The organism is Rathayibacter sp. VKM Ac-2856 (genome assembly GCF_013205055.1).
Classification (GTDB): domain Bacteria; phylum Actinomycetota; class Actinomycetes; order Actinomycetales; family Microbacteriaceae; genus Rathayibacter.
Genome location: NZ_JABMLF010000005.1, coordinates 177,894 through 197,584 on the forward strand (window position 1 = coordinate 177,894; position 19,691 = coordinate 197,584).

A 19,691-nucleotide genomic window follows, 5' to 3' on the forward strand; every position below is an offset into this window, starting at 1 on the left:
TGGGTCTCGATACGCGCTGCGCGCTCCTCGACCCGCGCGCGGCGGGGCCGCTCAGTATCGTGGACGCGTGACTCTCGACGACGACCTCCGCCTCGCCCTCCGCCTCGCCGACGCCGCCGACGCGATCTCGCGCGAGCGCTTCCTCGCCCTCGACCTCGTCGTGGACACCAAGCCCGACAGCACCCCCGTCTCGGACGCCGACCGCGCCGTCGAGGAGGCGATCCGCTCGATCCTCGCCGCCGAGCGCCCCGACGACGCGATCCTCGGCGAGGAGTTCGGCACCTCCGGCGACGCCGCGCGGCAGTGGATCCTCGACCCGATCGACGGCACCGCCCACTTCGTCCGCGGCGTCCCGATCTGGGCGACCCTGATCGCCCTGGCGATCGACGGCGTGCCGGTGGTCGGCGTCGTGTCGGCCCCCGCGCTCGGCAAGCGCTGGTGGGCCTCGAAGGGCGCCGGCGCCTGGGTCGACGAGAGCCGCGCCCCCCTCGGCAGCCTCGACCTGCCGGACGGCCTGCGCGGCGTCCTGGTCGCCCCCGCCGCCGAGGAGCCGCGCCGCCTGCAGGTCTCGGGCGTCGCCTCGCTCGCCGACGCGACCTTCAGCTACAACAGCATCCAGCAGTGGGACGGCGCCGGCCGGCTCGAGCAGCTGCTCGAGCTCGCCCGCACGGTCTGGCGCGACCGCGCCTACGGCGACGCCTGGCCCTACATGCTCGTCGCCGAGGGCCTCATCGACGGCGCCGGCGAGTTCGACGTCAAGCCCTACGACCTCGCCGCGCTCGTCCCCATCGTCCAGGAGGCGGGCGGCCGCTTCACCTCCGCCGACGGCGAGGACGGCCCCTGGCACGGCAGCGCCGTCGCCACCAACGGCCACCTGCACGACGCCGTGCTCGCGATCGCCGCGCGCCGATGAGCCGTCGCCGCTCGCTCCTCGTCGCGGCGGCCCTCGCCGCCTCCGCCCTCTCCCTCGCTGCCTGCTCCTCCGTCGTCGGCGCCGACGGTCCGGAGGCGGCGCGCGACGAGACCGGTGTCGTCACCACCGCGGGCACCGTCGACGCCTTCTCCGTAGCCGACGGCGACTGCCTCCAGGCGCCGGACGACGACCGGATCGCGGACTTCGAGGCCGTCCCGTGCGCCGACCTGCACGATCTCGAGGTCTTCCACGTCTTCGCGCAGCCCGGCGACGACTACACGAGCCGCAACACCCTCCTCGCCCAGGCGGACGCGGGCTGCGTGCCCGAGTTCGGAGCCGCCGTCGGCATCGCCTACGGCGACTCCGCCCTCGAGTACCGCAGCTTCGTCCCGTCCGAGGTGAGCTGGCGCCACGGCGACCGCGCCGTACTCTGCGCCGTCTACGACCCGGCGAACGGCGCGAGCATCGGCAGCCTCCTCGGCGCCGCGCGCTGATCAGCCCGACTCCTCCCCCGCTCTCCCGCCGAGGAAGCGGGCGAGCCACTGGGCGCTCGTCTTGAGCGTCCGGCGCTGGGTCGAGTAGTCGACGTGCACGAGACCGAAGCGCCGGGTGTACCCCCACGCCCACTCGAAGTTGTCCATCAGCGACCAGACGAAGTAGCCGCGCAGCGGCAGGCCCCGCTCGACCGCGTCGCGGCAGGCCCCGATGTGCTGCTCGAGGTACGCGGTGCGCTCGGGGTCGTCGACCGAGCCGTCGGGAGCGACGACGTCGGCGTAGGCCGAGCCGTTCTCGGTGACGACGAGCGGCAGCGCGGGCGCCAGGGCGTGCGCCTGCTCGAGGACGTCGAGCAGGCCGTCCGGGTGGATCTCCCACCCCATCAGCGTCCTCGGCGCACCGGTGTCGACGATCTCCACCGTCTCGCTGCCCGGGTACGAGCTCGCGGCGGCGGCGGCGACGGTGCCGGCGCGGACGGTGTGCCGGCTGTAGTAGTTGATCCCGAGGAAGTCGACCGGCGCGGAGATCGCGGCGAGGTCCTCCGCCGGCGCGTGCTCGGCGAACCAGTCCTGCTCGCCGAGGTCCTCGATGACGTCCTCGGGGTACGCGCCGGTCAGCACCGGATCGAGGAACAGCCGGTTGCTCAGCCCGTCGATCCGCCGCGCGGCGTCCCGGTCCGCGGCGCTCTCGGTGGCCGGGCGGACGGAGTAGAGGTTGAGCGTGATGCCGACCGTGGCGGTGGGCATCGCCTCGCGCAGGCGCGGCAGGGCGAGTCCGTGGCCGAGCAGCAGGTGGTGCGCGGCGCGGGCGGCCGAGGCACCCTCCGTCCGCCCGGGGGCGTGCACCCCGCTGGCGTAGCCGAGGAACGACGAGCACCAGGGCTCGTTCAGCGTGATCCAGTCGCCGATCACGTCGCCGAGCGACTCCGCGACGATCGCGGCGTAGTCGGCGAAGCGCGAGGCCGTGTCGCGCTCGAGCCAGCCGCCGCGCTCCTCGAGCGCCTGCGGGAGATCCCAGTGGTAGAGGGTCGCCCACGGCGTCACACCGCGCTCGAGCAGTCCCTCCGCGAGACGGCGGTAGAAGTCCAGGCCCGCCGGATTCCCCGGCCCCGTGCCGTCGGCCTGGATCCGCGACCAGGAGAGCGAGAAGCGGTAGGCGTCCACCCCGAGGTCGGCCATGATGCCGATGTCCTCGCGGTAGCGGTGGTAGTGGTCGTCGGCCGGCTCGCCCGTCCTGCCGTCGGCGATCGCACCGGGCCGGCGGGCGAACGCGTCCCAGATGCTGTCCCCCCGGCCGTCCTCGGACACGGCGCCCTCGATCTGGTACGCCGCGGTCGCGGTCCCGAAGACGAAGTCGGCGGGCAGATCGCTGCGCTGCACGTCAGGCCTCCTTCGACGGAGCGAGCCAGTCGCCGTCGCCGTTCTCGCTGAGGGCGATCAGGATGTCGTCGCGCTTGATGCCGAGCTCGGCGAGCCGGTCGACGATCAGGGTCGCGCCGCGCTGCTTGACCTCGGGGCTGTACCCGGTGAAGGCGAGGATCTGCACGAAGACGATGTCGCTGCGGTCGGCGTCGGGGTACGTGCGGCTGTAGAAGAGGTCGCCCTCCTCGTGCACCTGGAAGATCTGGAAGAGGTCGTCGGCCGGCATCTCCCAGCCGTCGACGAGAGCGCTGTGGATCGCCGCGCTCATCTGCGGTCGGAGGTGGGCGAGGGGCTGGTGCAGGTCGATGCGGACGAGAGGCATGGTGACTCCATTCGTGGAAGGGCGGGAAGGAACGGGGACGGCGGCGGATCAGGGACGGCGGCGGATCAGGCGGGCGACGCGTCGAGCCAGTGCTCGGCGCTCGGCACGAGCGACTCCATCTCGTCCCAGAAGTCGTCGGGGAGATCGGCCTCCGCGGCCGCGAGGGTCGGGGCGAGTCGCTCGAGGCGGCTGATGCCGACGACGGTCGAGCCGATCCGCTCCTGCCTGGTCGAGAAGCGGACGGCGGCAGTCGCGAGGTCGGTGCCCCGTTCCTGGCACACCCGGCGCATGCTCGCGATGGCGGAGAGGGTCGCCGGCGACGCGTCGCGGTAGCCGTAGCGGGTGCTCCGCCCGGTGGTGTCGGCGAGGATGCCGCCGCCGAGGACGGCGGCGTTGACGACGCCGACGCCCAGCTCGGCGGCGCGATCCAGCAGGGGCCCGGCGCTGCGGTCGACGAGGGTCCACCGATTGTGGACGAGGACCACGTCGAAGACGCCGAGGTCGAGGTACTTCCGCATCACGCGGACGTCGCCGCCGGCGAGGCCGACGGAGCCGATCTCGCCGCGCTCGCGCGCTTCGACGAGAGCCGCCACCGCGCCGTGGGGCGCCGTCATGGTCGCGAAGTCCTGGAACTCCGGGTCGTGCAGGTGCACGAGCGGCAGCGGATCGATGCCGAGCCGCGACCGGCTCTCCTCGAGCGAGCGCCGCACGCGGTCACCGCTGTAGTCGTCGCCGCGCGGGTCGACCTTCGTGATGACGACGACGTCGTCGGGGAGACCGCCGTGCTCGCGGATCCCCGCTCCGATGCGCTGCTCGCTGCGGCCCGACGAGTACCCGTTCGAGGTGTCGATCGTCCTGATCGGGCTCTCGAGCACCGCGCGGACGAGATCGATCGCGTCCCGCTCCGCGACGTCGTAGCCGAAGTTCTCGGGCATACTGCCGAGCGGTGCTCCGCCGAGCGTGATCCGGCTGACCCGCAGACCGGTCCCGCCCAGGGGCCGGAGGTCCGGCGCCGGCGTCATTCCGGCACGACGGCGTGGACGAGCCCGTCCGCGTCGCTGTAGAAGTCCACTCCGTCGACCGCGCCGACGGGCTCGGCCGTCGCCGGCACCGTCCCCGCGAACTCGGCCGCGACGAAGCCGGGTGCGTTCAGCTGAGGCGCGCGCTGCGACTTCTCGGCCCGCTCGTAGGTGAAGATCTCCAGCGAGCTGTCCCCGTCGCGCAGGAAGTCGATCTCGAAGCCGCGCGGGTCGCTCGGCTGGTGGATGCCGGCCATCCGGCGGTAGCCGAGGGCGCCGAAGTACTCGATCGTCCGCTCCAGATCGCTCACCGTCTCGGCGACGTGGTCGAAGCGGGGACGCTCCGGGGTGCCGAGTCCCCAGTCGCGGTCGACGGCCTCCCGGTCGTAGACCTCGTGGTACTGCAGCGGGCCCTCGACGAGCTCGAGCAGCGTGCCGTCGGGGTCGTAGAAGAAGGTGATCCGCACGTCGCCCTCCGCGTGGATCGGCTCCAGCTGGAAGGGGACGCCGGCGGCCTGCAGCGCCTCGACGCGCGCGTCGAGGTCGGCCACCTTGAAGCCGACGTGCCGGAACCCGGCCTGCAGGTCGTCCGGGACGAAGCTGCTGGCCTCGGCCGGCGCGAGACGCGCGAGTCGGAGGGTCGCCGTGACGAGGTCGAGGACGGCGGCGTCCTCGCTCGCGCTGACGACCTCCGCTCCGAGGAACCGCGTGTAGAAGTCGACCGAGCGGTCGATGTCGGCGACGTTGAGGAGGACGGATCGAATGGCCACGGGTGCCGTTCCTTTCTGGGAGTGAGCGGATGCTCGCGGGCGCGGCGAAGCCGCGGGGTCTCGGATCGAGACGGGAACGCGGCTCGCGAGCCGCGGAAGCAGGAGAGGGGGGCGGTCAGACGACCGTGATCGAGGTCGGCACGGCGACGCGGAGCTCGGTCCGCTCCGGTCGCGTGTGCGGGGTGAGCACGTGCTGGAGCACCAGGGTCGCGGCGCCGACCGCCGCGGCGGTGAGACCCGGATCGGCCAGCTCGACCGAGACCGGGTGGATGCTCCTGGTGCGGGCGAGCCGGGCGACGAGGTCCCGGATGGTCCGCACGTAGAGCGCGCCCGCGTCGGCGAAGCCGGGCCCCTGGAGGTAGACGCGGTCCAGATCGAGCAGGTTGACCACCGAGAGCACGGCGGCGCCGACGTAGCGGGCCGACGACTCGATCAGGGCGACGCACCGCTCGTCACCGCCCGCGGCTCCCCGGCTGATCGCGCCGAAGTCGTGCCGCAGCCGGCCGTGCTCCCCCGAGAGGCCGAGATCGGCACTCAGCGCGGGATCGCGCCTCGCGTTCGCGACGACCGCCTTCGGCGCGGCGAGGATCTCGAGGCAGCCCTGCGACCCGCACCAGCAGGCGGGGCCGTCGATGTCGAGCACCATGTGGCCGATCTCGCCGACGTTCGACGAGGCGCCGCGCGCGATGCTGCCGCCCACCATCAGGCCCATGCCGAAGCCGTTCGACATGTACAGCGTGGCGAAATCCTGGGTCGCCGGGATCCGGCCGACCCAGAACTGCCCGAGCGCCGCGCAGGCGGCGTCGTTGTCGCGGACGACGGGGAGGCCGATGAGGCTCTCGAGCGCCTCGCGGACGGCGAAGGAGTCCCAGTCCTCGGCGGTGACGGACAGGCGCTCCGCGCCGGCGCCCAGATCCAGCCCGGCGCCGGCGACCCCGACTCCGACGACGTCGCCCGCTGGGACGTGCAGGCGGCTGAGCAGCTGCTGGAGCTCCTCGGCGATGCGCTGGATCTCGATGCTCGGAGCGGCCCGGCCGACGCCGGGCGACACGAGCTGGCCGACGACGGTCCCGCCCAGGTCGGTGACGACGTAGGTGAGCCGCGTGTCGTCGAGCGAGAGCCCGACGGCGAAGCGGGAGCGCGGATTGAGCTCCAGCAGGCTGCGGCGCTTGCCACCGGTCGAGTCGCCGAAGCCCGTCTCGATGACCAGTCCCTCGTCGAGCAGCGACTTGACGATCTTGGTGATCGACGTCGCGGTCAGGCCCGACATCTCGGCCAGCTCGATCCGGCTCACCGTGCCGCTGGAGCGCACCATGTCGAGGATCGCGCTGCGGGTGTTCTCGGACGACGGGCCGAGCCTCCTGCTGCCGTTCATGCCGTCTCCCCCGCCACGACGAAGGGGCGCGGAGCCCGCACGCGGGTCGTCCGGTCGCCTGCGACGGCCGCGAGCATGCGCGTGCCCAGCAGGGCGCCGATCTCGCTGCCCCGGCGGTCGATCGCGGTGAGGGATCGGCTCGCGCTGCGGCAGAGCGCCGAATCGGTCCACGAGACGATCGCGACGTCCTCCGGCACCCGCAGCCCCTGCGCCGTGTAGGACTCGAGGGCGGCCGCGGCGAGCACGTCGCTGTCGAACACGAGCGTCACCGGCCCGTCCGCGAGGGCGGCGGCACCGGCGGCGACCGCGGCCGCCGTGCTGTGCTCGGTCCGCATCACCCTGAACGCCCCGCCGAGCTCCGCGCTCTCCATCGCCGCGGCACGACCGTCGGCGGTCTCGCCCTCGAGCGTGGCACTGATGAAGACGATGCGGCGCTGCGGCCTCGTGTCCAGGAACGCGCGGAGGACGTCGATGGACGCGTCGAAGTCGACGACCACCGCCGGCACGGCCGTCTCGACGGCCGAGTCGACCACTCCGGCGACGGGGAAGCCGAGGGAGGCGAGCAGCGGCACGCGGGGGTCGTCCTGCTCGACGCCGAGCAGGGCCACCCCGCAGATGCCGCCGACGTCGGCCCAGTGCCGGTAGACGGCCTCCTCGGCCACGGAGTCGTCGACCACCGCGGTCATCAGGCTGAGCCCCTCCTCGACCAGCGGGTCGGCGAGGGCGTGCACGAGGGACAGGACGAACCTGTCCTCCATCCTGCTGCGCGCCACCGCGAGTCCGATCCCGTTCACTGCTCCGCCTCCGCTCGCGGGACGACCCGCTCGTTCCGATCCAGCATGCTGTCCCTCTCCACTCCGCCTCACCCCCGGCGCCTACTTGATGGCACCCGCGGCCATGCCGCGCTCGAACTGCTTCTGCAGCGCCACGTAGGCAACGATCGTCGGAAGAGCCGTGATGACCGCGGCTGCGAGGATCTTCGGCGTGTCGTCGTTGTACTGCCGCCGGAAGAACTCGGGCAGGAGGGTGACGACGCCCATGTCCTCGCTGGTCAGGAAGACCTTCGGCAGCAGGTACGCGTTCCACGCGTTGATCAGCACGAGGACGGTCAGGGCGACCGCCATCGGCCGGGCCAGCGGGAGGAGCACCGACCAGAACATCCGGATCGTCCCCGCGCCGTCGAGCCTCGCCGCCTCGAAGAGCGCGTCGGGGATCCCGTCGACGTAGCCGCGCGTGATGAGCACGGTGAACGGGATCTGCAGCGCCGCGATCGGCAGGATCACGGACCAGAACGTGCCGAGCAGCTCCAGCCGCACCGCCGTCGCGTAGAGCGGGGCGATCAGGACGACCTCGGGCAGCGTGAGGGCCGCCATCATCATCCAGAAGTAGACCTCCTTCCGCATCACGCGGAGCTTCGAGAAGCCGAACGCCGCCATCATCGTCGCCAGGTAGATCAGCACGATGGAGCCGCCGGCGACGATCGCGGAGTTGAGGAAGAAGCGGGCGAAGCCCGGCACCGCGAGCACGGCCGCGTAGTTGCCCCAGCCGGCCCCGGCGAAGGACCGCGTGAGCATCGCGTAGATCGGGATGACGAACGGCAGCACCGCGATCGTGACGAGGAGCTGGAGGACGAGCCTCGAGCGGAGGGATCGGGTCTCAAACACGGGGCAGCTCCTCCTCGAGCACCGCACGGCGCTCCCGGCCGCGGCGCTGGATCACGACCGAGGTCACCAGCGCGATCACGAGCAGGATGATCGACAGGGCGGCCGCGTAGCCGAGGTTGCGCGAGGACCCCGCGGTCTCGGCGTAGATCATCGTGCCGAGGAACTCGGACGAGTGGGCCGGTCCGCCCTGCGTGATCAGCCAGACGTTGTCGAAGAGCTTCAGGGCGGTGATGAAGTTGAGGATCGCCAGCGACACCGTGATGGGTCGCAGACTCGGCAGCACGATCGAGAAGAGGATCCGGAGGTTGCCGGCTCCGTCGATCCGCGCGGCCTCGAGCATCTCGGGGTCGATCTGCGCCATGCCGGCGTAGAAGAGGATGAACCCGAAGCCCACCGATCCCCAGCAGCCGACGGCGACCACGACGAGCAGCGACGTCGTCGACTGGCCGAGCCAGCCCTGGGCCACCGCGCCGAGGCCGATCGCCTCGAGCAGGCGGTTGAAGGTCCCGTCGCTCTGCCACACCTGGAGGTGCGCCGGAGCGAGCGTGGCCGGGGCGACGACGACCGGGATCACGATGATCACCTTGTAGACGTTCGCGAGGAACAGCCGCGAGTGCATCGCTGCGGAGAAGAGCACTCCGCCGATGACCTGCACGAGGAACACGACGACGAAGTAGATCCCCGTGTTCCGCAGCGCCGTCCGGAACGTCGGGTTCGTGAGCGCCTCGACGTAGTTGCCGAAGCCGACCGGCGTCATCCGCTGCCGTCCGCCGCCCCAGTCGAAGAAGGAGAGGTAGCCGGAGTAGACGATGCTGTAGTAGATCAGGCCGACCGAGAGGATGAAGCCCGGGAGGATCCAGGCGATGCCGCCCGGGACCAGGTGCGAGGGGCGCCGGGCGGACCGCCCGGCTCGCCGGTCCTCGTCCGGCGGGGGCCGCCGGTGGACTCGCGGGGGTGCTGTGACCGTCATGGAGGGGTTCCGATCGCGGTTCAGTCGAGACCGATGGAGGTCGCCTCGGAGCCGGCCTGCATCTCGGCGGCGATCTCCTCGACGGACTTGTCGATCGTGGGGTCGAGGATCTGCTGGATCGCCAGCACCACCGCGTCGAGCGTCGTCTCGGAGGTCTGCCACTGGCGCGATTGGTCGGCGGCGGAGCTCTCCGCGATGAGCGACTCGATCGCCGCCTGCTGCACGGACTGGTCGACCAGCGCGATGCTGGACCAGTCCGGCGCGACACCCCGCAGCGCGGGGAGGAGGTCGAGGGCGTTCGCGACGTTCTGCTGGCCCGCCTCGGACATGGTCATCCAGCTGACGAAGGTCTTCGCCGCGCCGATGTTCGGCGAGTCGGCGTTGATCGCGAGGCCGTAGTCCGCCTCGCCGAAGACCGCCGAGCCGTTGCCCTTGCCCGCGACGTCGGGGAACTGCGCCGGCAGCTGCACGAAGCAGGTGGGGTCGCTCACGCCGGCCGCCTCGCGAGCCGCCTTGCACGACTCGGCGCCGGAGTACTGCGTGTACCAGAAGCCCATCTGGACCATGGCCGCGTCGCCCTTCATGAACTGCTCGTTCGCGAGGGGGTACTGGGTGCCGTCGAGGGCGTCGGCGGCGATGATGCCGTCGTCCTTCATGTCCTTGATGATCTGGAGCGTCTCGATGCCCTGCGGGTCGTCCCACTTCGCCTGGCCGGTGGCCGCCTCGATGAAGAAGTCGGGATCGACCGAGTTCGCGATCGCGTGGTACATCTCGCTCGGGAAGGTGTCCTCGCCGCCGGCGCCCATCGTGAAGCAGGTCTTGCCGAGGGCGGTGACCTTAGCGCAGGTGTCCACCCACGAGTCGTAGTCGGTGGGCACCTCGGCGCCGGCCTGGGTCAGGAGGTCCTGGTTGTACCAGAGGAAGCCGGCCGCCATCCCGCCGAGCGGCAGGGAGACGAGCCGTCCCTCCGAATCGGTCAGCTGCTCGACGTAGCCGTCGCCGAGCTCGGACTCCCAGCCCGAGCCCAACGCGGCCTCGGCGACGGGAGCGAGGTCGATCGCGTACGGGCCCCAGAGGTCGGGCGATCCACCGGCGGGCGAGAGGTCGAACACGTCGGGGCCCTTGCCCGAGTCCAGGGCCGGGGTGATCGTGGTGCGGAAGTCCACGTTCTCGAAGTTCTTGTAGGTGACCTCGATGTCCGGGTACTCCTCGTTGAACGCGGCGATGTACCGCTCGGCGACAGGGGTGTCGGGCGTCCAGCCCCACCAGGTGACCTCCCCCGAGTCGCTCGCCTCGACCGAGGCGTCACCCTCGGATCCGGCTCCGCTGCACCCGGCCAGAACCAGTGCTGCTGCCGCGGCGAGTCCGACTGCTGCCGGGAACCTGAACTTCGTCATCGCTGTTCCTTCTCTCACATCATTGTGGCGTCGTGGATCCGGCACCGGCCCGCGGCGGCGGGACGACCGCCGATCGCGCAGGGCTCCTGCCGTTCGATGGGGGCGACATTACGCGGGCGCCGCGGCTCGCGCCACAACTTTCCGAACTTTCTTTATTAAGTTCTCCCGATGGATGTGCGCGCTCTCTCCGAGCCTCGCCGCTGACGAGGCGGTCGCGCTCGGGTCGCCCGCGCCGTCAAGCCTCCCTGGCGGAGATTGACAGCATCGCGGCGCGCGCGCATCGTGGACGGACGATCACACACGATCGACCATCGGCTCGGGGGCGCCGCGACGCGCTTCAGGAGTCCGGATGCACGAGCACGCTGAAGGCGCCCCGGAGGGCATCGACCCGGAGCGGTCCGCGACCGCGCAGCACGAGCTCCGGCCGGCGGACACCCTCTTCACCCGGCTGCAGCGGCAGAGCGCGCTGCTCGCCGCCGCGGAGGCGCTGAGCGGGTCACCGGAGGAGGCCGTCCGGCGCTGGGGTCGGCTGGTGCACGACTACGCGCTGACCTCCGACCGGGTGGTGTCGGTGCACGGCGACGCCGAGGAGGCGGTCCTCGGCTGGCTGAAGCCGCGCGGGGTCGTCGCGCTGCTGGTCACCGAGGAGTGCTCCGACGACCACGCGGTCGAGCACCTGGTCGCGGCGCTCGCGGCGATGAACGCGGTGACGCTGACGGTGGACGCCGACCGCGCCGAGCGCCTCGCACCGCTCGTGCGCGCCCTCGTGCGGATGCTCCCGGGCGGGTTCGCCGAGCTCCCCCTGGACACCCACGCGCACTACCCGGAGGGGGCGACGGCGGCGGTCGTCACTCCGGAGAACCTCTATCGGGCCTGGACGCCGCCCGAGACGCTCGAGGAGCCCGCGACCGGCCCCGCGCGCGACGACGACGAGCGCCTCGCGCTGCTGACCCTGTACGGCCGCGTGCGACAGCTCGACGTCCGGCCGGAGTAGCGGCGGCAGCACAGGAGCGCGGACCACGAGCAGGCCGGACACCGGCGGCTCGGAGCAGCAGCTCCACGTGTGCGACGACGACCGGTGGTGGAGATGGGGGGAATCGAACCCCCGTCCATCGCTGTGATTCTGCGCCTTCTACGGGTGTAGCCAGTGAGAGCGTTCTGCTCGGCCCCGACCGTTACCACTGGCGCATCGGTCGACAGGCCCAGCCCGAGTTCGAGTCCCGCGTCGCCCTCAGGCGTAACGACGCAGCAAGTCCTCTAGATGACGCCAGGATCCGGGGCGAGGACGCACCCACGGGCTGACGGACTATCTACTCTGGCTTAGGCAGCGAGAGCGAAGTCGGTGCGCTTCTGTTCGGCACCTGTGTTTTTCAGAGATCGTTAACGAGATAACCCTGAATCCTCGACCCGCTTCTCGCAGTTTCGCAGGCAATGTCGAAACCGATCATCCCCGCGAGCACTCGCCGGCCGATGGCCGGTGGGAGTGGGTCGTCGTCGCACACTGTGGAGTTACGAGAGAAGAGTCTACCTCGTCGAGCGGGCCGTGACCCGTCGACGGCGCAGATCGAGCAGTCCGAGCACCAGCGCCAGCGCGATCAGCCCGAGCGTGACGAAGTAGCCGTTGCGGAAGGCGTCGTGGTAGCGGTCGAGCCCCTCGGCCATGCCCTCCTCGCTGGCGAGCGTGGCGAAGAAGATCGCCGAGGCGCAGGCCGTGCCGACCGCGGTGCCGACGCGCTGCCCGAGCTGTCCGACCGAGCCGGCGACACCGCCCTGCTCCGGCGAGATCTCGGCGAGCGTGAGCGTCTGGTTGGGCGAGACGACGAAGCCGCCGCCCGCTCCCGCGACGAGCATCGCGGCGCCCATCCCGTAGGCGGCCGTCTCGGCCGGCAGCAGCTCGGCCGCGAGCAGCACGAGGGTGAAGCCGATCACGACGAGCACGATGCCCACGACGACGAGCGCGCGGCCGTAGCGCTGGACCAGCTTGCCGCCGTACCAGGCGGTGACCGCGGAGCTCAGTGCGAACGGGATGCTGACCATCCCCGCGAAGACCGGGGCGAGGCCGAGGCCCTGCTGGAGGAAGAGCGTCGTCAGCAGGAAGGTCGCCGGGATCGCCGCGAAGTACGACGTCGCGACGAGGATGCCGTTGCGGTACGAGCTGGTGCGGAAGATCCGGAAGTCGATGACCGGCGTCCGGTCCTTCGCGGCGTAGTGCGCCTCCCACTTCACGAAGGCGAAGGCCGCCACTGCCGCGAGCAGCAGCCAGAACCACCGGAACGGCGAGTCCGTCGAGGCACCGGTGGTGAGCAGGAACGGCAGCATGAAGGCGAAGATCGTGACGCCGAGCAGGAGGAGCCCGACCGGGTCGAGCGAGGTGTCGCCCTGCGGTGTCCGCTGCACCTTCGGCAAGAGCTTCCAGGCGAAGACGAGCGCGGCGATGCCGAGCGGGATGTTCATCCAGAACAGCAGGCGCCAGCCGTCCTGCTCGCCGCCGATCGCGATGAGCAGACCGCCGAGGGTCGGCCCGAACGCCGTGGAGAGGCCGATGACGGCGCCGAAGACGCCGAACGCGCGCGCCCGGGCCGCACCGGTGAACAGCTGCTGCACCAGGCCGAGCACCTGCGGCATCTGGATGCCCGCCGCGATGCCCTGCACGAATCGGGCGACCACGAGCAGCTCGATGGTCGGCGCGACCGCGCAGAGCAGGCTCGCGAGAGTGAAGGCGGTGAGCCCGACGAGGAAGAGCAGCCGCCGCGACTTGATGTCGCCGAGTCGGCCCGAGGGCACCAGCGAGAGGCCGAAGGCGAGCGCGTAGCCGGCGACGATGAGCTGCAGCTGGCTCGGGTCGGCCGAGAGCGACTTCTCGATCGACGGCAGCCCGACGTTGACCTTGGAGAGGTCGAGGATCGTGAAGGCGGCGACGGAGACCGCGACGGCGAAGGCCCGCCAGCGCGTCTTCTCCTCGGCGGCGGAGAGCGGCGCGTCGGAGGCGCTGTCGGGAGAGGTCACGTCCCCAGTCTCTCAGGATCCGCGAGCCGCTCCCCCGGGCTTGCGCGAGGGCGGCGCCGGTCGACGGGCCGGCGTCGCCCGGAGCGACTCGGAGCCGGCCTACTCGCCGAGGCGGCGGCGGGTCGACATGGCGCGGTCGGCCTCGCGGCGGTCCTGGCGCTCGCGGAGCACCTGGCGCTTGTCGTAGTCCTTCTTGCCCTTCGCGACCGCGAGCTCGACCTTGGCCTTGCCGTCGCTGAAGTAGAGCGAGAGCGGGATCAGCGTGTACCCGCCCTCCTTCACCTTGTTGTGGATCTTGAGGATCTGCGCCTTGTGCAGCAGCAGCTTGCGCTTGCGTCGAGGCGGGTGGTTCGTCCAGGTGCCCTGGGCCCACTCGTTGATGTGCACGGCATCGAGCCACGCCTCGCCGCCGTCGACGAAGGCGTAGCCGTCCACGAGGGACGCGCGGCCGGCGCGCAGCGACTTGACCTCGGTGCCCGAGAGCACGAGTCCCGCCTCATAGGTGTCCTCGATGAGGTAGTCGTGGCGCGCCTTGCGGTTGGTCGCGACGACCTTCTGTCCCTGTTCCCTGGGCACGGCGGCTCCTCCAGTCCGAGAGCGATGACGAGACGCCCCGATCGGGGCAGCCCACCAGTATACGGCCGCGCGAGGCCCCATCCGCCGGGCCGCCCGATCCGCAGCAGGCCCGCCGGTCGGTCTAGACCCGCAGGTACCGAGCGATCGCCACGTTCGCCGAGACGGCGGCCAGCACGATGCCGACCAGGATGAGGATCGGCACGACGATGAGCGCGTCGTCCACGCCGACGAAGGACGTCAGCGGGATCCGGTACGCCAGGAAGCCCTGCACGAAGAAGACCACGATCGCCACGACCGCGACCCCCGCGAGGATCGAGCCGAGCAGCGCCGCGAACACGCCCTCGAGGATGAACGGGGTCTGGATGAACCGGTTGGAGGCGCCGACGAGCCGCATGATGCCCAGCTCCCGTCTCCTCGAGAACGCCGACAATCGGATCGTCGTGGCGATCAGCAGCACCGCCGCCACGAGCATCAGCACCGCGATGCCGATGGCCGTGTAGCTGGCCGCGTTCAGGATCGAGAAGATCTGGTCGAGGTACTGCTTCTGGTCCGTGACGCTCTCGACCCCGGAGACGCTCGACAGGCTCTCCACCAGCACGTCCGACTGGGTCGGGTCCTTCAGGTTGATCCAGAAGGTCTGGTTGAGCAGGTCGGGCGTGACGTACTCGGCGACCGGGTTCCCGGCGAACTGCTCCTGGAAGTTGGCGTAGGCCTGGTCGTGGTCCTCGAAGTAGGAGCGGTCGATGTACGGCGCGAGCGTGGCGCCCTCGAGCTGCGACTCGACGGTGTCGATCTGCTCCTGGGTCGCGTCGGATCCGCTGCAGTTCGAGCCGCCGGAGGTGGCGGTGCACATGTACACCGCGACCTGGGCCTTGTCGTACCAGAAGTTCTTCATCTGGCCGATCTGCATCTGCAGCAGGATCGCGGTGCCGACGAAGGTGAGCGAGATGAAGGTCACCAGGATCACCGAGACGACCATGGAGACGTTGCGTCGGAGGCCGCTCGAGACCTCCGACCAGATGAGTGCGAATCTCACTTGACGGGTCCTACATCCTGCTGGTCGTCCCCGGACTCGTCGCCCTCGCCCTTGTGGGCGCGCAGCCCCAGACGGGCCGCGAGCGACTCCTCGGGGAGGGCCCCGGTGTCGGCGGGGAGGTAGATCGGGCCGGTCTGGCTCTGCAGCTCGACCACGCGGGGCGAGGCAGGGGTCTCCGACGGCGCCGGGGGCGGCGGCGGGACGACCGGGTTCGAGCGCGTCGCGGGGCGGGCCGGAGCGACGTGCGTCTCCGGGGCCGCGGCCGAGCGGCGGCCCTCGGGGAGCCGGGGCTGCGGCGCGGTCTGCGGGCGCGCGAAGGCGGCGCCGTGCTCGGGCTGCTCCGGCGCCGCAGCGGCGGGAGCCGGCTCGCGGCGCAGGTCGACCTCGGGGACCTCGGCCGGGGCCAGGGCGCTCTCGGTGAGGACGGGGACCGCGATCGAGGCGGTCGCGGTCGGGTGGTCGTCGGCCGCGACCACGACGACGCCGTCGTGCACGACCGTGATGCTCTCGGTCTGGCCGTAGCCGCCCTGGCTCTCGTCGCGGACGATGCTGCCGGCCGAGAGCTCGATGACGCGCCGCTTCATCTGGTCGACGATGCCGGCCTCGTGGGTGGCCATGATGACGGTCGTGCCGCCCGCGTTGATCCGCTCGAGGAGCGCCATGATGCCGGCGCTGGTGGTCGGGTCGAGGTTTCCGGTCGGCTCGTCGGCGAGGAGCACCGCGGGCTTGTTCACGACGGCGCGGGCGATGGCCACGCGCTGCTGCTCGCCACCGGAGAGCTCGTGCGGCAGGCGCGCGGCCTTGCCGGCGAGGCCCACCATCTTGAGCGTGTCCGGGACCGCCTCCTGGATGTAGCCCTTCGACTTGCCGATCACCTGGAGGCTGAAGGCGACGTTGTCGAAGACGGACTTGTTCGGCAGGAGCCGGAAGTCCTGGAACACCACGCCCATGTTGCGGCGGAAGTAGGGGACCTTGCGGCTCGAGATCTTGCCCAGGTTCTGCCCGAGCACGTGGATCGAGCCGGAGGAGGGCCGCTCCTCCTTGAGGATCAGGCGGAGGCAGCTGGACTTGCCGGACCCGGAGGCGCCGACGAGGAAGACGAACTCGCCCCGGAGGATCTCGAGATCGATGGCGTTCAGGGCGGGTCTCGTGCCACCCCGATACTGCTTGGAGACGTTGTCGAAGCGAATCATGTCGGTACGAGGGTAAGCGACGATCCCGGAGTCCGGACCGTCAGGCTCCTCCCGGCGCGTCGAGCGGCCCCTCCCCCGGCACCGCGACGGCTCCGGTCAGGCGCTCCGCGACTCCCCCGGCCGCCGCACCAGGGCGACGACGAAGGCCCCGGCGGAGACGCCCGCGCACCCGAGGAGAGCGACCGCGAGAGCCGACGAGGCCCTCTGCGCCCCGGGAGCCGGCATCGACGTCTCCGGCTCCGTCCCCGCGCCCACCAGCGACAGCCCGAAGAGGAGGCAGACGGCCGCCGCCGCGGCCGTCGTCGCGATCGCGGGGGCGACGCCGCCCCCGCGAGCGCGTCCCCAGGCGAGCCCGAGGAGCACGGCGACCCCGAGCAGGAGCACCCCGGCGAGGCCGAGCGCCACCGCGAAGCCGAGCCCCCACCCCTCGTAGGGCTGCGCGTCGAGCGCACCGGTCGTGTTCCCGATGACGCACGCGACGACGAAGGCGCCCGCCGCGGCCACGAGTGCAGCGGACCCGAGAAGGAGGAGCTCCCTCGGGCGCACGGTCGACGACGTGCGCGAGGGCTCCCCGCCGGTCCGCCGCGTGGTGGACCGGCGGGGAGGGGTGCTCACCAGCGGAGGTCGGCCGAACCGTCGTGAACCGTTCAGAACGGGGCGGGGAGCGCGGCGGCGTCGATCAGCGCGGCGACGTCCGTGGAGGCGCCGCCGGCCACGACGGAGCCGGCGGGATCGGAGGGCAGCTCGACGTCGCCCTCGACGGCGAGGGACGACCACTCGCCCTCGAGGACCAGTCCGACGTCCTCCGCGAGGACGTCGGAGAGGGACGACTCGGAGGACGGCGCGAGGCCGGGGACCTGCTCGTCCGCGGACGCCGGGGTGCCGGCTGCGAGGGCGAGCACGACGCCCGCCGCGGAGGCGGTGAGCAGCAGAGGGGTCTTCGACATGGTTCCACCTTTCGTGAGGGAGTCTCGGATCGAGACCCTGCCACGGTAGAACGCGACCGGCTCACATCGCTCTCGTGCGCGGAACGTGGCACGGACCGCCCGCTGCGCTGCGGCCCGGCTCGGCGCCCGAGCGGTCGCCGCCGGTCAGGCGGACTTGCGCCAGCGGATGCCGGCGGCGATGAAGCCGTCGAGGTCGCCGTCGAAGACGTGCGAGGGGTTGCCGACCTCGTGGTCGGTGCGGAGGTCCTTGACCATCTGGTACGGCGCGAGCACGTAGCTGCGCATCTGGTCGCCCCAGCTGGCGGTGATGGTGCCGGCCAGCTCCTTCTTGGTCGCGGCCTCCTGCTCCTTCTGCAGCAGCAGCAGGCGCGACTGCAGCACGCGCATGGCGGCCGCGCGGTTCTGGATCTGGCTCTTCTCGTTCTGCATCGAGACGACCGTGCCGGTGGGGAGGTGGGTGAGGCGCACCGCGGAGTCGGTCGTGTTGACCGACTGGCCGCCGGGGCCGGAGGAGCGGAACACGTCGACGCGGATGTCGTTGTCCGGGATCTCGATCGCCCCGGCCTCCTCCATCAGCGGGATGACCTCGACCGCGGCGAAGGACGTCTGGCGCTTGCCCGCGGCGCCGAACGGGCTCATCCGCACGAGTCGGTGCGTGCCGGCCTCGACGGAGAGGGTGCCGAAGGCGTAGGGCGCGTCGATCTGGAAGGTGGCGGACTTGATGCCCGCCTCCTCCGCGTAGCTCGCGTCCATGACCGTCGCGGAGTACTTGTGCTTCTCCGCCCAGCGGAGGTACATCCGCATCAGCATCTCGGCGAAGTCGGAGGCGTCGACGCCGCCGGCCCCGGCGCGGATGGTGATGACGGCGGGGCGGTCGTCGTACTCGCCGTCGAGGAGGGTCTGCACCTCGAGCTCGCCCATGGTCTTCTGCAGGGCCTCGAGCTCGGCGATCGCCTCCTGCTCGGACTCGGCGTCGTCCGCCTCGTTCGCCATCTCGACCAGGACCTCGAGGTCGTCGAGGCGGCGCTCGATCGCGGTGATCCGCGCGAGCTCGGACTGGCGGTGGCTCAGCGCGCTGGTCACCTTCTGCGCGTTGTCGGTGTCGTCCCAGAGGTCGGGGGCGCCCGCCTGCTCGTTCAGCTCCTCGATCTTCGCGCGGAGGCCGTCGACGTCGATGACGGCGAGGATGTCGGAGAAGGTGGAGCGGAGAGCAGTGATCTGCTCGGTGAAGTCGTTGTCCAGCATGGTGACCCCAGACTACCGGGGGCGCCCGGGGTCGCCGCGGGCCGCCGGACGAGCGGCGCTTAGGATGGGGTCGGTGACCAGCACCGCCGAGCGCCCCTTCCCCGTCGGGCCGCTCCTGCTCTCCACCTTCCTGCCGACTCTCCTCTTCTCGGTCGGCGAGGGCGCGATCATCCCCCTCCTCCCCGCCGTCGCGGGCGATCTCGGCGCGACGCTGGCGATCGCCGGACTCGTCGCGGGCATGATCATGATCGGCGAGCTCGCGGGCGACATCCCCAGCGGCTGGATCGTCTCGCGGATCGGCGAGCGCGGCGCGATGCTCGGCGCCTCGGCCGCCTCGATCCTCGGCCTGGTGATCTGCCTGATCTCGACCTCGTGGGTGACGCTGACCGTCGGCGTCTTCCTGATCGGCCTCGCCACGGCGGTCTTCGCGCTCGCCCGGCACGCCTTCATGACCTCGTTCGTCCCGATCAGCCACCGGGCGCGCGCCCTCTCCTCCCTCGCCGGGGTGTTCCGGGCGGGCTGGCTGATCGGCCCGTTCCTCGCGGCGGGGGTCGTGCACCTCAGCGGCTCGGTCGAGTCGATCTTCTGGGTGCACATCGCCTGCTGCGTCGCCGCGGTCGTCGTGCTGCTGCTCGTCCCCGACCCGGCGACGGTGCTGCGCCGCGCGGCGGCCGCCTCCGCCGACCCGGCGCTCGACGCCGCCGTCGACGCCGCCGTCGTGCCGGAGTCCTCCCCCGGACTCGTCCGCACCCTCCGCTCCCACCGCGGGGTGCTGGCGCGGATGGGCTCGGGCGCGGCCGTGATCGGCGCCCTGCGCGCGAGCCGGACGCTGATCCTGCCGCTCTGGGCGGTCAGCCTCGGGCTCGCGGAGACCGACACCGCGATCATCATCGGCGTCGCCGGCGCCCTCGACTTCGCCCTCTTCTACGCGGGCGGCCAGGTGATGGACCGCTTCGGCCGCGGTGCCACGGCGATCCCCTCGATGATCGGCCTGGGCGTCGGGCACCTGCTGCTGGTGGCGACGCTGCTCGCGGCGGACCCGGTGCCGTGGTTCGTCGCGGTGGCCTGCGTGCTCGCCGTGGCGAACGGCATCGGCTCGGGGATCCTGATGACGATCGGCGCGGATCTCGCGCCGCCGGCCGACCCGGCGCCCTTCCTCGGCGCGTTCCGCTTCACCGGTGACGCGGGCAACGCCGCGGCGCCGATCGCGGTCTCCGCGCTGACCGCGGCCGTCTCGCTGCCGTTCGCCGCCGGGGCGATGGGCGTGCTCGGCCTGGCCGGCGCGGCCGCGCTCTCGCGCTGGATCCCGCGGTATCTGCCCCACCGGCGCCCGCGCGGCTGA

At 71.7% G+C, this 19,691-nt stretch carries 20 protein-coding genes and 1 other RNA gene; 4 read left to right on the forward strand and 17 right to left on the reverse strand.

Annotated elements, in window-relative coordinates:
• Positions 1 to 67 precede the first annotated feature (67 nt).
• Together HQQ82_RS16045 and HQQ82_RS16050 are read left to right on the forward strand one after the other, a co-directional pair.
• On the forward strand, positions 68 to 913 hold the full coding sequence (locus tag HQQ82_RS16045) for an inositol monophosphatase family protein (protein WP_173234990.1): 846 nt from the start codon (positions 68 to 70) through the stop codon (positions 911 to 913).
• Positions 910 to 1,407: a septum formation family protein gene (locus HQQ82_RS16050; protein WP_173234992.1), complete on the forward strand. Its 498-nt coding sequence runs from the start codon at positions 910 to 912 to the stop codon at positions 1,405 to 1,407. The genes HQQ82_RS16045 and HQQ82_RS16050 overlap by 4 nt, the downstream gene beginning before the upstream one ends.
• Here HQQ82_RS16050 and HQQ82_RS16055 read toward each other — a convergent pair whose 3' ends face one another.
• From HQQ82_RS16055 to HQQ82_RS16095, 9 genes are all read right to left on the reverse strand, one after another.
• The gene (locus HQQ82_RS16055; RefSeq protein WP_173234994.1) at positions 1,408 to 2,787 is read right to left on the reverse strand and encodes a GH1 family beta-glucosidase; all 1,380 of its coding nucleotides are present in this window, start codon (positions 2,785 to 2,787) and stop codon (positions 1,408 to 1,410) included.
• Position 2,788: 1 nt separating this feature from the next.
• Complete coding sequence (locus HQQ82_RS16060; protein WP_173234996.1) at positions 2,789 to 3,151, reverse strand: tautomerase family protein; 363 nt, start codon at positions 3,149 to 3,151, stop codon at positions 2,789 to 2,791.
• A 65-nt stretch (positions 3,152 to 3,216) separates the two neighbouring features.
• Positions 3,217 to 4,173, reverse strand: a complete 957-nt coding sequence (locus tag HQQ82_RS16065; RefSeq protein WP_173235011.1) for an aldo/keto reductase — start codon at positions 4,171 to 4,173, stop codon at positions 3,217 to 3,219.
• Positions 4,170 to 4,940, reverse strand: a complete 771-nt coding sequence (locus HQQ82_RS16070) for a VOC family protein (RefSeq protein ID WP_173235013.1) — start codon at positions 4,938 to 4,940, stop codon at positions 4,170 to 4,172. Before HQQ82_RS16070 ends, HQQ82_RS16065 begins: the two co-directional genes overlap by 4 nt.
• A 115-nt stretch (positions 4,941 to 5,055) precedes the next feature.
• Positions 5,056 to 6,315, reverse strand: a complete 1,260-nt coding sequence (locus tag HQQ82_RS16075; protein WP_173235015.1) for an ROK family transcriptional regulator — start codon at positions 6,313 to 6,315, stop codon at positions 5,056 to 5,058.
• Entirely contained in the window at positions 6,312 to 7,109 is a 798-nt protein-coding gene (locus HQQ82_RS16080; RefSeq protein ID WP_173235017.1) for a substrate-binding domain-containing protein, read from the reverse strand. Before HQQ82_RS16080 ends, HQQ82_RS16075 begins: the two co-directional genes overlap by 4 nt.
• Before the next feature lie 81 nt (positions 7,110 to 7,190).
• Positions 7,191 to 7,979, reverse strand: a complete 789-nt coding sequence (locus HQQ82_RS16085) for a carbohydrate ABC transporter permease (RefSeq protein WP_173235019.1) — start codon at positions 7,977 to 7,979, stop codon at positions 7,191 to 7,193.
• Positions 7,972 to 8,949, reverse strand: a complete 978-nt coding sequence (locus tag HQQ82_RS16090) for a carbohydrate ABC transporter permease (RefSeq protein ID WP_173235021.1) — start codon at positions 8,947 to 8,949, stop codon at positions 7,972 to 7,974. Before HQQ82_RS16090 ends, HQQ82_RS16085 begins: the two co-directional genes overlap by 8 nt.
• A gap of 20 nt (positions 8,950 to 8,969) precedes the next feature.
• Positions 8,970 to 10,346 (reverse strand): ABC transporter substrate-binding protein, encoded by a 1,377-nt coding sequence (locus HQQ82_RS16095; RefSeq protein WP_173235023.1) that lies wholly within the window; start codon positions 10,344 to 10,346, stop codon positions 8,970 to 8,972.
• Positions 10,347 to 10,695: 349 nt separating this feature from the next.
• Between HQQ82_RS16095 and HQQ82_RS16100 the strand changes: the two genes are divergently transcribed.
• Entirely contained in the window at positions 10,696 to 11,340 is a 645-nt protein-coding gene (locus HQQ82_RS16100; RefSeq protein ID WP_173235025.1) for a hypothetical protein, read from the forward strand.
• Between the two features lie 85 nt (positions 11,341 to 11,425).
• Here HQQ82_RS16100 and ssrA read toward each other — a convergent pair.
• From ssrA to prfB, 8 genes are all read right to left on the reverse strand, one after another.
• Positions 11,426 to 11,798, reverse strand: a transfer-messenger RNA (tmRNA) gene (gene ssrA / locus HQQ82_RS16105).
• Positions 11,799 to 11,870: 72 nt separating this feature from the next.
• Positions 11,871 to 13,352, reverse strand: a complete 1,482-nt coding sequence (locus tag HQQ82_RS16110) for an MFS transporter (RefSeq protein WP_173235027.1) — start codon at positions 13,350 to 13,352, stop codon at positions 11,871 to 11,873.
• Positions 13,353 to 13,451: 99 nt separating this feature from the next.
• A complete protein-coding gene (smpB, locus tag HQQ82_RS16115; RefSeq protein WP_173235029.1) occupies positions 13,452 to 13,928 on the reverse strand; it encodes an SsrA-binding protein SmpB in 477 nt (158 codons plus the stop codon).
• Between the two features lie 121 nt (positions 13,929 to 14,049).
• Positions 14,050 to 14,964 carry a permease-like cell division protein FtsX gene (ftsX, locus tag HQQ82_RS16120; RefSeq protein WP_173235031.1) on the reverse strand — a complete coding sequence of 305 codons (915 nt, stop codon included), beginning with the start codon at positions 14,962 to 14,964 and terminating at the stop codon, positions 14,050 to 14,052.
• The gene (gene ftsE, locus HQQ82_RS16125) at positions 14,961 to 16,157 is read right to left on the reverse strand and encodes a cell division ATP-binding protein FtsE (protein WP_173235033.1); all 1,197 of its coding nucleotides are present in this window, start codon (positions 16,155 to 16,157) and stop codon (positions 14,961 to 14,963) included. The genes ftsX and ftsE overlap by 4 nt, the downstream gene beginning before the upstream one ends.
• A gap of 96 nt (positions 16,158 to 16,253) precedes the next feature.
• Entirely contained in the window at positions 16,254 to 16,661 is a 408-nt protein-coding gene (locus tag HQQ82_RS16130) for a hypothetical protein (RefSeq protein WP_173235035.1), read from the reverse strand.
• 143 nt (positions 16,662 to 16,804) lie between these two features.
• The gene (locus HQQ82_RS16135) at positions 16,805 to 17,104 is read right to left on the reverse strand and encodes a hypothetical protein (protein WP_173235037.1); all 300 of its coding nucleotides are present in this window, start codon (positions 17,102 to 17,104) and stop codon (positions 16,805 to 16,807) included.
• Positions 17,105 to 17,248: 144 nt separating this feature from the next.
• Entirely contained in the window at positions 17,249 to 18,349 is a 1,101-nt protein-coding gene (gene prfB, locus HQQ82_RS16140) for a peptide chain release factor 2 (RefSeq protein ID WP_173235039.1), read from the reverse strand.
• Positions 18,350 to 18,422: 73 nt separating this feature from the next.
• Between prfB and HQQ82_RS16145 the strand changes: the two genes are divergently transcribed.
• On the forward strand, positions 18,423 to 19,691 hold the full coding sequence (locus HQQ82_RS16145; RefSeq protein ID WP_367947978.1) for an MFS transporter: 1,269 nt from the start codon (positions 18,423 to 18,425) through the stop codon (positions 19,689 to 19,691).